Raw genomic sequence first — 14643 nt, 5'->3', positions numbered from 1 at the left:
GGGCGGGGATCAGCCGGTGGTCAGGGGCAGGCCGGCGTCGGCGGCGGCGTCGAAGCCGTCGTCGACGGCGACGACATCCCGGCCTGCCGCGTCCAGCAGGGACGCGGCGATCGCGGCGCGCATGCCGCCGGCGCAGTGCACCCACACCGTCCCCTGCGGTACCTCGGCAAGGCGGCCGGGAAGCTCGTGGATGGGGATGTGCACCGATCCTTCGATCCAGCCGTTCGTCCGCTCGGAGTCGCGGCGCACGTCCAGGACCACCGCGTTCTCGGCTCCGTGGGCGGCGAGGCCGGCGAACGTGGAGCGCGGGAAAGAGGCGGGTGTCTGCTCGGTGGGCAGCCAGGCGGCTGGGCCGCCGGTCGCGGCGGCGGCCGGCCGGTCGATGCCCACCCGTACCAGTTCGCGCTGGGCTTCGGCGAGCTGCTGGGCCGATTCGGCGAGCAGGGTGACCGGCTTGCCCCAGGGGATCATCCAGGCGAGGTAGGTGGCGATCTTGCCGTCGGCCTCGAAGTTGAACGACCCGGCCACGTGCCCTTCGGCGAAGGCCACGCGGTTGCGCAGGTCGACCACCCACTCACCGGCCGCGAGGCGCAAAGCGATCTCACCGGGATCCGCGAGCGCGGGCGGCGTCAGATCGACCGGGGCGGGGCCCGTGGCGTTGGCCGGGCCCATGTGCGCGTAGTAGGCGGGCACGTCCTCCAGCCCGGCCAGCAGGTCGGCGACGAAGGTGTCCACATCGACGGTGAGCGCCGTATTGGCGCTCTTCTCCTTGCCGATGGTGCTCTCCTCCCCATCGGACTGGGCCGAGGAGCAGAAGCTGCCGAACCCGTGCGTCGGCAGCACGGCCGTCTCGTCGGGCAGGCCGGAGGCCAGACGGTGGGCGGAGGCGTGCTGGGCGCGGGCGAGCTGTTTGGTCAGCCGCGGCTCGACCAGGTCCGGCCGGCCAACTGTTCCGATCAGCAGGGAGCCGCCGGTGAATACGACCACGGGCCGCCCCGCCTCGCGCAGCGCGTAGGAGGTGTGGTGCGGGGTGTGGCCGGGGGTCGCGATCGCGGCCAGTGTCACCCGGCTGCCGGCGTCGATGTCCACGGTGTCGCCGTCTGCGACGGGCACCCGCGCGAACGAGACCTTCGCGTCGGCCGGCACGAGGTACTGGGCGCCAGTGATCCGGGCGAGTTCGAGACCGCCGGTGACGTAGTCGTTGTGGATGTGGGTCTCCACCACATGCGAGATCCGCACACCGCGCCTGGCGGCTGCCGCCAGGACCTGGTCGATGTCGCGCGGCGGGTCCACCGCCACCGCCATGTGCTCACCGCCGGCCAGGTAGCTGCGGTTGCCGAGACCTTCCAGCTCGATGGTGTCAACGAAGAACACGCGGATACTCCTTTCGCATGAAAATTACCCCGGGGGGTATCTGTTTCCACCGTAACACCTGTACCCCTGGGGGTATATTCCGTGGGGAGCCGCCATACCCGGCGGGTACCCGGCGGCCTCCGCAAGAAGCGGGGCCAGCAGACGAGGAAGAGGTGATGACGATGACCTACAGCCGCACCGTGCACGTGACCGGTGACTTCGAGGAGACCGTGAAAGCCGTGCGCGAGGCCCTGGCCGAGCAGGGTTTCGGCATCCTGACCGAGATCGACGTGCAGGCCACGCTGAAGGAGAAGCTCGGCCACGACATGGAGAACTACCTGATCCTCGGCGCCTGCAACCCGCCGCTCGCCCACCAGGCCATCGAGGCGGACCGTTCCATCGGCCTGCTTCTGCCCTGCAACGTCGTCGTCCGCACTGACGGCGAGCGCATCGCCGTCCAGGCCCTCGACCCCGCCACAATGGTCACCCTGACCGGCCAGGACGCCCTCAAGCCCGTCGCCGAGGACGCCACCCGCCGCCTCGACGCCGCCCTGTCCACCCTCACCCGGCAGCGGACATGACCTCGGGCCGTCCGGACTCCGGGCAGCCCTGCCGGGCGGCCCGCGAGCCGTGTCCCTGTGACCGCCCGGTCCCGCCATCGGGAGTCCGCCGAGGGGCCTACGCTTACCTGCGGCCCGCACGGGAGTGATGCTGGCGGAACGAGGGAGCCCACGTGGCGCACGAGCGGGACGAGAAGCTCGCAGAGACCCAGCGCGAGCACTGGCAGAGCACGTACACCGCCCACCCGGGCATGTACGGCGAACAACCCTCCGACCCAGCCGTACACGCCGCCGCCGTCCTCCGGACGGCCGGAGCGCGCGACGTCCTCGAACTGGGCGCCGGACACGGCCGCGACGCGCTGTACTTCGCCCGCGAAGGCTTCACCGTCCACGCCACCGACTTTTCCGCCACCGGCCTGCGCCAACTTACCGACGCCGCCCAGGCCCAGGACGTCGCCGGGCGGGTCAGCACTGCGGTGCACGACGCGCGCGAGCCGCTGCCGCTGGCGGACGACTCGGTCGACGCCGCGTTCGCGCACATGCTGCTGTGCATGGCTCTGACCACGAAGGAGATCCACGCCGCGGTCGCAGAGATCCGCCGTGTCCTGCGGCCCGGCGGAGTGTTCGTCTACACGGTCCGCCACACCGGCGACACCCACTACGGCAGCGGCACCGCGCACGGCGACGACATGTACGAGCACGGCGGCTTCGCGGTGCACTTCTTCGACCGCGACCTGGTCGAGGCCCTCGCCGACGGCTGGACGCTGAATGAGGTCCACGCCTTCGAGGAGGGCGACCTGCCCCGCCGGCTGTGGCGCGTCACTCAGACCCTGCCACGGTGACCGGAACTCGACCCGACGTCGTCCCGGCTCTCATGATGCCGAAATCTTCCCGTGCCGGTTCATGTATCACCGTCGGCCCGGCCGCTCGTGACTGTGCCCGGGACGCTGATTCCGTCCCGGGCGCCGTCATGTGCGGGCGGAGATCAGTCCTCTTCTTCGTCCTCCCAGGCCGCCCGGATCTCCCACGAGTGGTCATAAGCCGTCTTGGGCCGATCGGTGTACCGCTTCACCTGAGAGGCGTCCTGGATGCCCAACTGCCCGGCGAGGTAGTCGACCACCTCCCACGGCACTGCCAGCGGGTCATCAGTGAGGAACCGCCCCACGTGGCGCACCGTGCACAGCTGCACGGCTATCCCGAGACGGTGACTGTCCGCGCGCCGCAGCGCGATCAGATCCCGGTCATCGTCGTCGAGGAAGAAGAAGCGTTCCAGCTCAGGGCGCGTCGGGACCTCTTGAAAGGCCCCATAGGGCGCGGCTTGTTCGTCAGTTAAGAACTCTACGGGCATGAAGCGTGACCGTACGCGATCAAGGAAGGTCTGATCAGGTGTTTCATCGAACCCCGATCAAGAAAACCGACCATGATCATTCTCAGCGCCAATCGCTGTACCTCGGATACTCACCCCCGTGATCGCGTGAGGCCAGCTGATCACCCTTGTAATGGTTTGGGCAAGTTTCATCCACCCATGCGACGGAGTGGCTGTTCAGGATGGCGAGGCGCGGCGGAGAGCACACACGATCGACTGCGTACATAAGTCCATGTGACCCATTAGGGCCTCACTCCCCCCGGGCTGACACCGCCGTCGAACGTCCCGTCGGCCGATGGCCGCGCCATTAATCACTGGGCCCCCATCGCCATCGACGACGCGGAACGTGCAGTTCTCTGGAGCCGTCAATGTTGGCGATGTATCGTAGATGCATACATCAACATCAGGGAGATGGTGGTTGTGTCGGTCACCCAGATTGATCTCGACGACGAGGCGCTGGCAGAAGCCATGCGGTTGATGGGCGTCACGACGAAGAAGGAGACGGTCAACGCAGCCCTGCGCGACTACGTGGACCGGGTCAAGCGACTGGAGGCCGCCGAGAAGCTGGCCGCGCGGGGTGAGCGGGGCGAGTTCGAGGCTGCGGCTGTCGCGCATGCGGCTGTCAAGCGTGCCCGGCGGGCAGCCTTCGAGTGATCACGTACCTCCTCGACACGTCCGCCCTATGGCACCTCTTCCGTACGCCGGGGGCATTGCGGCCCTGGGAAGGACACATCGCCGCCGGCGTGTTCCATATCTGCGAGCCCACGAAGGCGGAGTTCCTCTACTCGGCCACAAGCCCGGCCCATCGCGACGAGTTGGCCGAAGAGTTGGACGATCTCTGCCATCTCTCGCCGGTTCCCAAGAACGCGTGGCGCTGGGTCGAAACAGCGCAGTACAAACTCACCCAGCGAGCGCAGCACCGCGCCGCCGGAGCCATCGACCTTCTGGTGTGTGCGACAGCGGTCCATCACGGCCACACGGTGCTCCACGTGGACAACGGGGTCTATCAGGATTCAGGTGTGGTTCGTCTGTTTGGCCTACAGGTTTTTCGGTGGGCTGTTCGGTCTACACCCGTCCGGCGGTGAGGCGGCCGTCGAAGAGGACGTCGAACTCGTTCAACGCCGACTTCCAGCGGTTGTTCCAGCGCTGGCGGCCGCGGCCGGTGGGGTCCAGGGCGAGGGTGGCGAGGTAGAGGCGCTTGAGGGCGGCGGTCTCGTTGGGGAAGTGTCCGCAGGCCTGGGCCGCGCGCCGGTAGCGGGCGTTGAGGGACTCGATCGCGTTGGTGGTGTAGACGACCTGCCGGATGGCGTCGGGAAGGCCGAGGAAGGGCACGAACTCGCTCCAGGCCCGCTCCCAGGTCCCGGCGATCGAGGGGTAGCGCTTGCCCCACTTGTCGTCGAAGTCCGTCAGCCGTGTCCGGGCCTCGTCCTCGTTGACGGCGGTGTAGACGGGCTTGAGGTCGCGGGCGACTTCGGCCCAGTCGCGGCGCGAGGCATAACGCAGGCTGGCACGCAGGAGGTGCACCACGCAGGTCTGGACCACGGTCTGGGGCCAGACTGCGTTCACTGCGTCAGGCAGGGCGCTGAGCCCGTCGCAGACCAGCATCAGCACGTCACGGACGCCTCTGTTCTTGATCTCGGTCAGCACCGTCTGCCAGTATTTGGCGCCCTCGCCGCCGTCCCCGGCCCACAGCCCGAGGATCTCGCGATAGCCGTCGGCGGTGACCGCGACGGCCACGTAGATGGGCCGGTTGGCGACAGAGCCGTCCCGGATCTTCACGTGCACGGCGTCGATGAAGATGACCGGGTAGACCGAGTCCAGCGGCCTCGTGCGCCACTCTGCCATCGATTCCAGGGCCTTGTCGGTGATCGTGGAGATGGTCTCCTTTGTCGTCGTCATCCCGTACGTCTGGGCGAGATGGGAGACGATTTCACCGGAGGTCAGTCCCTTCGCGGTCAGCGAGAGCACCAGGTCGTCCAACGCGCCGGTGCGGCGGGCGTACTTGGGCAGCATCCGGGGCTGGAAGGTACCCAGCCGGTCTCTGGGGACCTGCACCGTGACAGCACCGACCTCCGTCATCACCTTCTTGGCCCGGTACCCGTTACGGGTGTTGCCACCCGAGCGCGACCCGCGTCCACCGACCCGGCCGGCCTCCACGGCCAGATGCTCGTCCATCTCGGCTTCCAGAGCGGACTGCATCAGGTGCTGGGCCAGCTCCGGCAACAGGCCGCCCTCGCCCATCAGCCGCAGTCCCCCGCCGCGGACCTTCTCGGCCGCGAGCGCGGCCAGCTCCTCCAGCAGCTCGCTGGACAGACCGTTGTGCGATACCGGCATCGACTTCACGTCGGCACCCTGAGCGCCATCGCCGACCTCGGCAAGTGACACGCCGTCGACGCCCTCGATCAGGTGATCAGTCGTCGTACTCATCAGGCTCACTCCTTCGGGGAGACCCACACCTGATTCATGACACTCCCGGACAACGACTTCGCCACGGTGGCGGCGGTTCTCAAGGAAGTGCAGCAACGGGACGTACGCGCCTGACTGCTGTCCGGTAGTGACGGATGTGGCCGCAAGGTGCAGCTTTAAATGAACCGCCCAGGGGTGCGCGAGTGCCTACGGCAGGAGGTGCCCGGTAGCTCCAGCTGGTTGCCTCCCTCGCCGGTCAGGGTGCGGTTGCAGATGTTCTCCGGCAGGTCGCCGTTGAGGTCCTCGGGGTTGCCCGCGATGATCCGGAAGCCCGCTCCGTGAAGGTTCGCCGAAATGAGTGTGCGCAGCCGGGCGTTGAGCCCGCCGACGACGACGGCCTCGGGCCGGGCGGCGGGTGTGCCCGCCGGGGTGGCCGTGCAGCCGTGGAAGCTGAGGACGTTGGCACTGGCGGCGGCCATGGAGCGTGCGACGGAGTCGTCGCAGTGTGACGAGGTGACGTGCAGTTCAGCGTTGTTCGAGGTGCGCAGCCCTTCGAGCATCCAGTAGTCGACCAGCGGGGTTCCTGGGGTGAGCGGTGCGAGAGTGTCGGGGCGGCAGCGCGGTCTCCCTGGTGGACGGCGGCCGGTGGACAACCCTAGAAGGTGTGGCGGAGGTTTGCGTGGACGCCGTTCTTCGTTACGGAGAGCGATATGGGTGCATGCCAGCACCCGACCCTGATCGGGTGGTCATCCGGATCTCTATTGAAAGGGCGATCGGACCGACTCTCGCTCCGCGTTCACGGGCGGCTTCAAGCGCTGCGGCGTGGAGCGCTCACGTGGGGGCCAGCTCCCGTTCGGTGATCGATGCCTTCAGCATGCTGACCCCTGGGCGGGGCAGTGTGGATGTCTCGTCGTCGCCACCCCTGCTCTGCTGCCTTCACGTTGCCGTCTGGTTCCGGCCCGCGGGCCCGTGGTCCCCGAGCTGTTCGGGGAGGCTGGCTTCCCGCCCGCTCCCGTGCGTGCCGTCGGGGGAGTGCCGTGAACCGACGACGCGGTGGACGGTGTCACACGGCCCCAGTCCTCCCAGGAGTTCGACGAGCGGCTCTTGCAGCGAGCTTTGCGCTCCCGCGTCCAGGAGGGTGAGGGTCCAGGCATTCACGTGCTCGGGGCGCAGCGCCTCCAGGGAGGCGAGCGTATGAACCTGCGTGCCGGCGAGTGCGGCTGTCGTCCGGGCGGCAATGGCGCCGGGGCTGGGCCTGGGGCCACTGCCCAGGAGGAGGGTCCGGTCGCTCTCCCGTACGGCCGTTTCCGCGGCGAGCCACCAGTCGGTCATGGTGTAACACCACTGGGACGGGTGCTGGCCGCGCAGGCCCGGTACCCGTTCGCGGAGCACCGCGAGGACTGCGGCTAGCTGCTCCGTCGCGGCGCCCGGGGCCACGACGAATGCCAGGCGGGCCGGGTCCCCGACGGAGAACGCCGCCGCCTCTTCGCAGTCCGTGACGGTAAGGAGAGATGCTCGTTCGCTCTCGGTGAGCGGCAGGCAGTCCGTGGGGGAAGGCAGAGGCAGGCCCACCAGCAGGACCTGGTCGCCGCGTTTCTGGAACGCGCGCACTGTCGCGGTGGCGTCCGCGGCGGCCGGGCAGCCGGCCGTGGCGGGGCACCCGCACAGCGACCAGCGTGAGGCGTGCTGGGCCGGAACCGGGCCGGGGGTAGCATCCGCCCGGCCGTGCCGGGAAACATCGGGCAGCAGGACCCGCCGGGTGCGCAGGACGGAGCGCCACAGCAGGATCTGCTCCCGGGCGAAGGCGAGCAGCGCGCTGTCGTCGGCCCGTACCGCCATCGCTAACCCCGTGGCGCCGCCGCGGGGATCCTCGTACGAGACCGTGACCAGGAGGGCTCCGGCCGGCCCCGCCCTCAGGTCGCGACCGGTGAAGGCACGTTCCTGCACCGCAATGTGCTCGCGGTGGGCGGCCGACGTGAGCACCGGGTGGGCGGGACTGCGTACCGTACCCCGGCGCGGGTGCGCCCAGGACGTGGCGACGGTCAGCGACGCCTGCGAGGGAAGGGCACAGGGAAACTCTTCCAGCAGGACGCTGCGGTTCATGGTTCTCCTTGGATGTCATGGAGGACGAAAGGCTGCAAGGGGCCCACCGCGTGGTACGCAAACGTGCTGGGGGCATAAGGCAAGCAGCGCTCGATTCAGCATCCTTCATGCCAATGGGGTGCAGAACCCGTTCCTCACCCTCAAGGATGACCGCCGGTTCCGGCCAAATCCCGTGACCCTACCGTTATCGGGCGGCCCGGCGGCCGGAAAGAGCCCGAGCCTGCTCCAGAAGGGGCGGAACCGCGGAATGCGCCGCGTACGGGCGCAGGCGGGAGAGCAGCACCCGCAGCCGGTCGTGGGCGCGGGCGCTGCTGACGCCCGGATAGAGGTCCAGGAACGCGCCCCAGGACTGACAGGCGAGATCGAGGTGTCCCTCGTTCAGCTGGGCCTCGGCGAGCGTGGCCAGGCTGAGGGACCGGGCCCGGTTCTCCCCCTGGGGCCGTCCCTGCAGTGAGGCCACGAGGTGACGGGCCTCAACCGCGTGGTCCTGCTGGGCGCGGGCGACCGCCGCGTGCTGGAGCGACAGCGATCCGAAATGGAAGGCGCCCACCGGTGTCGGGACGCTGTCCGAGAGCTCCAGCCGCTTCTCGGCGTCGATCAGGTGGCGGGCGGCGGCCCGGCGCTCTCCCAGGTGCGCCTGGGTGACAGCCAAATGGCCCAGCAGGAACGCCTGCTGGTGCGCGGGGGCATGGGGCAGGCCGACACGCACGGCGAGTTCGGCGAGACGGTCGGCTTCCCGCGCGTGCCCCAGGGACAGCGCCTGGATGCTGAGCCCCCGGGCTCCCAGGGCGAATCCGACCCGGTCGCCCGCCTCGCGCGCCAGGCTGATGCCGGTGAGGTAGTACCGCTGGGCCTGTTCTTGAAGGTTGCCGTCGAAGTGAGCGAAGGCGCAGAGGTATGCCAACTGCCCTGCCACGGTGCACAGTTCACCGCGCAATCCGGGCGGTGTGCTCTGCTCCAGCCAGACCGAGACCGTGGTGGCCAGGTAGGCGCGCAGAGGATCGCGCACCCGGCCCGCCCCGAAGGCCGTGTCGTGCTGGGAGAAGAGTCTGAGCAGCAGGCCGGCGGCGGCCACGTCGGGCGGCGCGGTCCGCCCGGTGGAGCTTCGCCGGGCCGGGGCGGGCACCGGGGGGCCCGTCGGTGCGTCCCAGCCGGGAAGCATCAGGGCGGTCAGGGAGAAAACGCCGGTGCGTGCGGCGCTGCGGCGGCCGGTGACGGCTCCGAGACGTTGCAGTTCGGCTATGGCGTCCTCACCTCCTCGTGGGGGGTGCGTGCCGTGCGCGCGGTGCGCAACGGCCAGACCGGCGTCCGCCACCGCGACCTTTCTGCCCAGATACCGGGACAGCGCCTCCGCCACCAGGTCACCCGCCGGCGGGTGCGGCCTCGTGCCGGTCAGCCAGTGGCTGACCGCGGTGCGGTCGTATCGGAGCGTCAGACCTTGTTCGGCGGCGAGCGCGTTGACCTCGCGAGCCAGCCGAGCGCCGCTCCACCGGGCTTCGACCAGCAGAGTCCGCAGGGCCAGGTTGGGCGGGCGCGGTGAGCTCACGGGGACTCCTTCCGGGTCGCTCCGTCGGCGAGCGGGCCGCACATGAGTGAAGTTTCAACAGCTGCCTTCTTTCAACACCTTGCGTCGTGTGGAGGCGGCTGGATCGTACGGAACGGAGCACTCGTGAGATTGGGACCGACGGCCCCACGCACCTGTGGCGCGGATGTGTCACCGCCTGGGTGCCGCAGTCAGCAGTGACTATTCGTATGAGGAGGACAGCATGCCCGGTCTGGTCCATCTATTCCCAGGGCAGGGGGATTTCAACCTCAGTGCTCTACTGCGCGGGACCTGGGCGAGGCAGTCTCTGCGCCACGAGGCGGAGGCCGTGTTCGAGGAAATTGACGGGACGGCTGCAGACCGGGGACTGCGCCCGCTGCGGCCCTGGCTGTTCGGCGGCTGCCCGCCGAGCGGCAGGGACCTCGCCCAGGCGGCGCCCGGCACCCTGCAACTCGCCCTGTTCGGTGCGAGTGTGAGCGTCCACCGGGCGCTGAGCGCCCGCCACGGGGCGCCGGAAGCAGTCCTGGGCGTCAGCTTCGGCGAGATCGCCGCCCTGACCGCCGCCGGGGTCTACTCCGTGGCCGACGGCGCGGGCATCGCCCACGACCTCGCCCTCGTGCTGGGCACCTGCCCCGGCGGTCTGACGCTGCTGCCCTGCGGGGAGAGCCGCGCCGCGCACCTGATCGACCGCGCCGGAACCCCGGACGTGGTGGTGGCCTGCGTGAACGACGACCGCGAGACGCTGGTCGGCGGCCCGCTCACGCAGCTCGACCAGGTGGAAGAGCATGCGCTCCGCGCCGGGGTCGAGGCGATACGCCTGCGGCTGCCCTTCGGGTCGCACCATCCTTCGCTCAGCGGCCAAGCGCACCGCTTCGCCCGGGCCGTCCGGCGCTACCCTGCCGCCGAGGCCCGTACCAGCGTCTTCTCCGCGGTGGCGGGCAGGCGGTACCGGAGTGACGAGGACCTCGCCCTGAGGCTCGCGGACTGCCTGACACGGCCTGTCCGGCTGCCCGGCGTCCTGGGGCGGATGGGAGAACTCCGCAGCGCGCACTTCTACGAGGCCGGCACCGGCGGGTCCCTCGCACACAGCGTCGGCCGGGTGCTGGCCGCCGCCGGGCCCCTCGTCAGCGCGCCACTCGCCGACACGGCTTTCGACTGGGGCCCGGCTGCCGCCGGCCCTCCGTCGGCCCGCGCCTCCTGACCCCTCGACCCGTTCCTTTCCGTTTCCGCTCGCCGAACCCTCCGGAGGCGTTCCGTGTCCGCTGGACTTCCCGCCGAACCCGTAACCCCGCTCGTCGCGCATCTGCGGCGGCTCATACACGGCAGCTGCGAGCCGCAGTTGCTGTCGAGTCTGCACCAGGCGCTGGCCCGCGACCCCCTTCCGCCGGGAATGCCCTCGCCGCCGCACGAACAGCAGGTGGACGAACGGCTGCGGGCCCTGTGCGACGCCGTGCCGCCTGCCCGCAGGCTGCTCGCCGATCCCGATCAGCTCGCCGCGGTGCTCTCCTGGGCGGCGGTCAGCGACCCCTCCCTGTGCATGGCCCTGGTCACCCACCACCTGTTGTGCCTGGGGTCGATGGCACGGCTGGCACCGCAGCACGAAGAACTGGCGCCCGAGTTCGAGGCGCTGGAGTCGGGGCGGGCCAGGGGCGGTTACCTCATCACCGAGGCGGGCCAGGCCAACAGCCACCTCGCCACCCGTACGGAAGCCGCCTTCGACCCGGCGACCCGCGAGTTCCTGCTGCGCTCCCCCGACGACGGGGCGGCCAAGTTCTGCGGAACGGCGGCCCACGGCGCTCCGCGCACCGTGGTCGTCCTGGCCCGGCTGCTGGTACGGGGAGAGGACTGCGGGGTCTTCCCCTTCGTAGTGAAGCTCACCGGTGCGGACGGCCCGCTGCCCGGCATCGAGATCTCCTCGCGGCTGGAACTGGGGGCCCTGCCCCTGGACTACGCCCTCGTACGTTTCGGCGGAGTCCGGCTCCCGTACGGGAATTGGCTGCGCGACGACGCGTCGATCACCGCCGACGGCACGTTCCGCGACCCATTGCCCGATACGGACGCCCGTCTGGGGCGCACGCTGTGCGTCGGCCAGGGGCTCTGGGGGACGCTGCCGTCGGTGGCCGCGGCGGTGTCCCGGCAGTCCGCGGTGCTGGCTCTGCAGTACGCACGACAGCGCCGTACCCAGGGGCGGCTCGCACCGGGCATCCCACTGCTGTCGTACCGCAGCCACCAGTACGCGCTGCTCGGAGCGTTCGCCGAGTCTTTCGCTCTGACCTGCGCCGCCTCCCACGCCCGGACCCTGCTGCGGCAGTCCCTCGACGCGAGCGGTACGCGCACGGGCGGTGGCCGGGACGATGCGGCCGCCGCAGCCGGCACGGTCCCCAGCGGGGACGCCCAGGACCCGATGACGTTCGCTCCCTGGGCGGCCGTGAGCCGCCCCCTGTCGGCCTACAAGGCGCACTGCGTACGCGCCGCCGCCCGGATCACCGCCGCCTGCCAGCGGCTGTGCGGCTACTCGGGTCACCTCGACGCCAACCGGCTGGCCGGATACCACGGCTTCCACCACGCCTTCGATCCGGCCGGCGGGGACAGCCAGCTGATCTACTACGACCTCGGTCAGTCCCTGACCGCCGAGGCGGATCCGGCCGTATCGCCGCAGGAGCACCCGCCGGTCCCCACCGGTGCCTCCGCCGCCTTGGACCCGGCCTGGTGGTCCGCCGTCATCGAGGCCCACGAGCAACGCCTCACCCAGCGGTTGAGTCACGCCCACGACCAGGAGGCCGCCCGCGGCGCGAAGGGTTTCGCGCTGTGGAACCCCCTGCTGCTGCGGGCCGGAGAGCTGGGGGAGGCGTATGCCTCCCGGCTCGCGGCTCAGGACGTGACGCACGCGCTCACCCGGGTCACGGACCCCGGGGCGCACAGCACGCTGGCGGCGCTCGCCGCACTGGGCGGCGTCACGGCCGCCCGCCAGTGGGCCGGGTCCCTGCTGACGGCGGGAACACTGCGGCCGGAGGACCTGGACGTGCTGGAGGGCGCCGCCGCCGACCTCTGCGACCGGCTCATCCCACAACTCCCGCTGCTGGAAGCGGCATTCGGCCACCCTTCGGACCTCGTACGCGCCCCCCTGGCCGACGAGGACTACACCTCGGCACTGATCGCGACCCTTTCCTGGCACTCCTCACACTCCTCGAAGCAAGGGGCACAGACATGACCGACCGGACTCCCAAGAACGGCCGAACACCGCTGGCCGAACCGGCAGTTGCGTCGGAGGCGCCGTCGCGACGGCCGATCGGCATCCTCGGCATGGGCAGCTACCTGCCCCGGCAGATCCGTACCAACGAGGAGGTCGCCCGGACAGCCGGAGTGACGGCGGACTGGATCTCCGAACGAACGGGGGTGCGGTCCCGGCACACCGCGGCACCGGACGAGGCCGCCTCCGACCTGTCCGCGGCCGCCCTGCGCGCCGCCGTCGCCGCCGCCGGCATCGACATCGACCAGTTGGACCTGCTGATCGTCGCCACCTCCACCCCCGACGAACTCGGCCCCTCCACCGCCTGCCGGGTGCAGGCGCTCACCGGGGCGCGGAACGCCGTGGCCCTCGACGTCGGCGCGGCCTGTTCTGGATGGTTGTTCGCCACCCAGGTGGCGCACAACTGGCTCACCGCGAACCCCTCGGCCCGGTACGCGGGCGTCGTCGGCGTCGAGGTGTACTCCAAGTTCGTCGACCCCGCGGACCGGGGCACCGCCGTGCTCTTCGCCGACGGCGCGGCGGCCTCGGTCCTGGGCCCGGTACCCGTCGGCGGCGGGTTCGAGGACTTCCGCCTCGGTTCCGACGGGACGGGGGCGCACCACGTTCTTATCCCGGCGGGAGGGAGCCGGGCGCCCGCGAGCACGGACACCCTCGGCACTCTCCGCCACCGGATCCACATGGACGGGCGGGCGGTGCGCGACTTCATCTCCGAGATCTTCCCCCTCATCGTGAGCGAGACGCTGGTCCGTAACCGGATCAAGCTCGACGACATCGACGCCTTCATCGTCCACCAGCCCAATCCGGTACTGCTGCGCACCCTCGGCGACCGGATCGGCATCCCCCGCGACCGGATGCTCATCGTCGGCAACGAGGTGGGCAACATCGGTGCCGCGAGCGCCCCGTACGCCCTGGCCAGTGCGGCCGCCCAAGGGCTCCTGCCGGTGGGCGGCCGGGTCCTGGTCGCCGTCTTCGGGGCCGGGCTGACCTGGGGCGGCGCACTTCTGACGTGGACGGGAGCCTCCTCCATCCGGCTGGCCCCCACCGCCGCCGCGCAGAGCGCCGCCCGTCCGCCCCCGCTCCCCTCCCCCAACGGCAGGGGCAGCGCATCCGGCTCACTGCTCCCCCACGCGTCCGCAGCCCATGCGGCCGCATCCGCCGGACAGACCTCCCAGCCCCCGAAGAGGAGTTCCTCATGAACACCGTGCACACCACTCCCGACCCGTTCCGCCTGGACGGCGCCCGCGTCCTGGTCACCGGCGCCTCCCGCGGCATCGGCCGCTCGGTGGCGGTCACCCTGGCCCGGGCCGGCGGCCGTCTCGCCCTCTCCGCCCGTACCCCGGAGGCGCTCGCGCGGACCGCGGAGCTGGTCGCGAAGGAGGGTCACGACGCCGTGCTCGTACCGGGCGACCTCGCCGCGCCGGAAGAGGCGGGCGCCGTGGTGGACGGGGCAGCCGCCGCGCTCGGCGGCCTCGACATCCTCGTCCACAACGCGGGCATCCTTCCCTCGCACCCCGACGGCAGCGCCGCCATGGTTCCGCTCCAGGACTCCGTACAGGAGAGCTGGGACCACGTCGTCTCCGTCAACCTCAATGCCACCGCCGCCCTGTGCCGCCACGCGCACCGCCATCTCAGCGCCTCGCCACGGGCCAGCGTGGTGCTGATGTCCTCCCTCGCCGGTGTCGTCGGCGCCCCCCTGATGGAGGCCTACGCCGCGACCAAGGCGGCCCAGATCTCCCTCGCACGCTCCCTCGCCGTCGGCTGGGCCCGTACGGGCATCCGCGTCAATGCCCTGTGCCCCGGCTGGACCCGTACCGACATGACGGCCTCGGTGCACACGGCGGAGCCGCTCTCCGACTGGCTGATGGCTCACGTCCCGATGGGCCGGTGGGCCGAACCGCAGGAAGTCGCCCACGCCACGCTCTTCCTCGTCTCTCCCGCCGCTTCCTTCCTCACCGGCCACGCCCTGCTGCTCGACGGCGGCGCCTCGGTACCCGACTGCGGGCTCGCGGGCATCGCGAAGCCGCCCTCTCCGTTCGTGACATGACCGCCCGCCCGGAGAACC

Annotated in this window: 13 protein-coding genes and 1 pseudogene; 8 read left to right on the top strand and 6 right to left on the bottom strand. The window is 70.6% G+C overall.

Annotation, left to right across the window (positions count from 1 at the left end):
* Positions 1–9 precede the first annotated feature (9 nt).
* A complete protein-coding gene (locus tag ACLLJJ_RS10280) occupies positions 10–1374 on the bottom strand; it encodes a rhodanese-like domain-containing protein (protein ID WP_434589164.1) in 1365 nt (454 codons plus the stop codon).
* A 161-nt stretch (positions 1375–1535) separates the two neighbouring features.
* On the opposite strand from ACLLJJ_RS10280, the gene ACLLJJ_RS10275 reads away from it, so the two are divergent.
* Positions 1536–1934: a DUF302 domain-containing protein gene (locus ACLLJJ_RS10275; RefSeq protein ID WP_283518562.1), complete on the top strand. Its 399-nt coding sequence runs from the start codon at positions 1536–1538 to the stop codon at positions 1932–1934.
* Between the two features lie 152 nt (positions 1935–2086).
* Entirely contained in the window at positions 2087–2755 is a 669-nt protein-coding gene (locus ACLLJJ_RS10270) for a class I SAM-dependent methyltransferase (protein WP_434589162.1), read from the top strand.
* A gap of 152 nt (positions 2756–2907) precedes the next feature.
* Here ACLLJJ_RS10270 and ACLLJJ_RS10265 read toward each other — a convergent pair.
* Positions 2908–3261: pseudogene (locus ACLLJJ_RS10265) on the bottom strand (DUF4158 domain-containing protein); the annotation flags it as partial.
* 438 nt (positions 3262–3699) lie between these two features.
* Here ACLLJJ_RS10265 and ACLLJJ_RS10260 point away from each other — a divergent pair.
* The gene (locus tag ACLLJJ_RS10260) at positions 3700–3933 is read left to right on the top strand and encodes a type II toxin-antitoxin system VapB family antitoxin (RefSeq protein WP_434600367.1); all 234 of its coding nucleotides are present in this window, start codon (positions 3700–3702) and stop codon (positions 3931–3933) included.
* On the top strand, positions 3930–4364 hold the full coding sequence (locus ACLLJJ_RS10255) for a PIN domain-containing protein (protein ID WP_434589161.1): 435 nt from the start codon (positions 3930–3932) through the stop codon (positions 4362–4364). Before ACLLJJ_RS10260 ends, ACLLJJ_RS10255 begins: the two co-directional genes overlap by 4 nt.
* On the opposite strand, the gene ACLLJJ_RS10250 is transcribed toward ACLLJJ_RS10255, so the two are convergent.
* The 4 genes from ACLLJJ_RS10250 to ACLLJJ_RS10235 form a co-directional block, all read right to left on the bottom strand.
* Positions 4345–5613 carry an IS256 family transposase gene (locus ACLLJJ_RS10250; protein WP_434600248.1) on the bottom strand — a complete coding sequence of 423 codons (1269 nt, stop codon included), beginning with the start codon at positions 5611–5613 and terminating at the stop codon, positions 4345–4347. The two genes, ACLLJJ_RS10255 and ACLLJJ_RS10250, sit on opposite strands and share 20 nt — an antisense overlap.
* Positions 5614–5861: 248 nt before the next feature.
* Positions 5862–6338: a poly-gamma-glutamate hydrolase family protein gene (locus tag ACLLJJ_RS10245; RefSeq protein WP_434589159.1), complete on the bottom strand. Its 477-nt coding sequence runs from the start codon at positions 6336–6338 to the stop codon at positions 5862–5864.
* Positions 6339–6621: 283 nt separating this feature from the next.
* The gene (locus tag ACLLJJ_RS10240; RefSeq protein WP_434589158.1) at positions 6622–7788 is read right to left on the bottom strand and encodes a hypothetical protein; all 1167 of its coding nucleotides are present in this window, start codon (positions 7786–7788) and stop codon (positions 6622–6624) included.
* Between the two features lie 184 nt (positions 7789–7972).
* Complete coding sequence (locus tag ACLLJJ_RS10235; RefSeq protein ID WP_434589156.1) at positions 7973–9334, bottom strand: hypothetical protein; 1362 nt, start codon at positions 9332–9334, stop codon at positions 7973–7975.
* Positions 9335–9659: 325 nt separating this feature from the next.
* Here ACLLJJ_RS10235 and ACLLJJ_RS10230 point away from each other — a divergent pair, with 325 nt between their 5' ends.
* From ACLLJJ_RS10230 to ACLLJJ_RS10215, 4 genes are read left to right on the top strand one after another with little or no spacing between them, the layout of a single operon-like run.
* On the top strand, positions 9660–10532 hold the full coding sequence (locus tag ACLLJJ_RS10230) for an acyltransferase domain-containing protein (protein ID WP_434589154.1): 873 nt from the start codon (positions 9660–9662) through the stop codon (positions 10530–10532).
* A gap of 54 nt (positions 10533–10586) precedes the next feature.
* Positions 10587–12542 carry an acyl-CoA dehydrogenase family protein gene (locus tag ACLLJJ_RS10225; RefSeq protein ID WP_434589152.1) on the top strand — a complete coding sequence of 652 codons (1956 nt, stop codon included), beginning with the start codon at positions 10587–10589 and terminating at the stop codon, positions 12540–12542.
* Positions 12539–13777 carry a 3-oxoacyl-ACP synthase III family protein gene (locus tag ACLLJJ_RS10220; protein ID WP_434589150.1) on the top strand — a complete coding sequence of 413 codons (1239 nt, stop codon included), beginning with the start codon at positions 12539–12541 and terminating at the stop codon, positions 13775–13777. The genes ACLLJJ_RS10225 and ACLLJJ_RS10220 overlap by 4 nt, the downstream gene beginning before the upstream one ends.
* Positions 13774–14625 carry an SDR family NAD(P)-dependent oxidoreductase gene (locus tag ACLLJJ_RS10215; protein WP_434589148.1) on the top strand — a complete coding sequence of 284 codons (852 nt, stop codon included), beginning with the start codon at positions 13774–13776 and terminating at the stop codon, positions 14623–14625. The genes ACLLJJ_RS10220 and ACLLJJ_RS10215 overlap by 4 nt, the downstream gene beginning before the upstream one ends.
* Positions 14626–14643: the final 18 nt, after the last annotated feature.

Source organism: Streptomyces sp. A5-4 (assembly GCF_051131715.1).
Classification (GTDB): domain Bacteria; phylum Actinomycetota; class Actinomycetes; order Streptomycetales; family Streptomycetaceae; genus Streptomyces.
The sequence above is the reverse complement of the archived record's forward strand: the minus strand, read 5'-3'. Positions and strand labels throughout refer to the sequence as shown.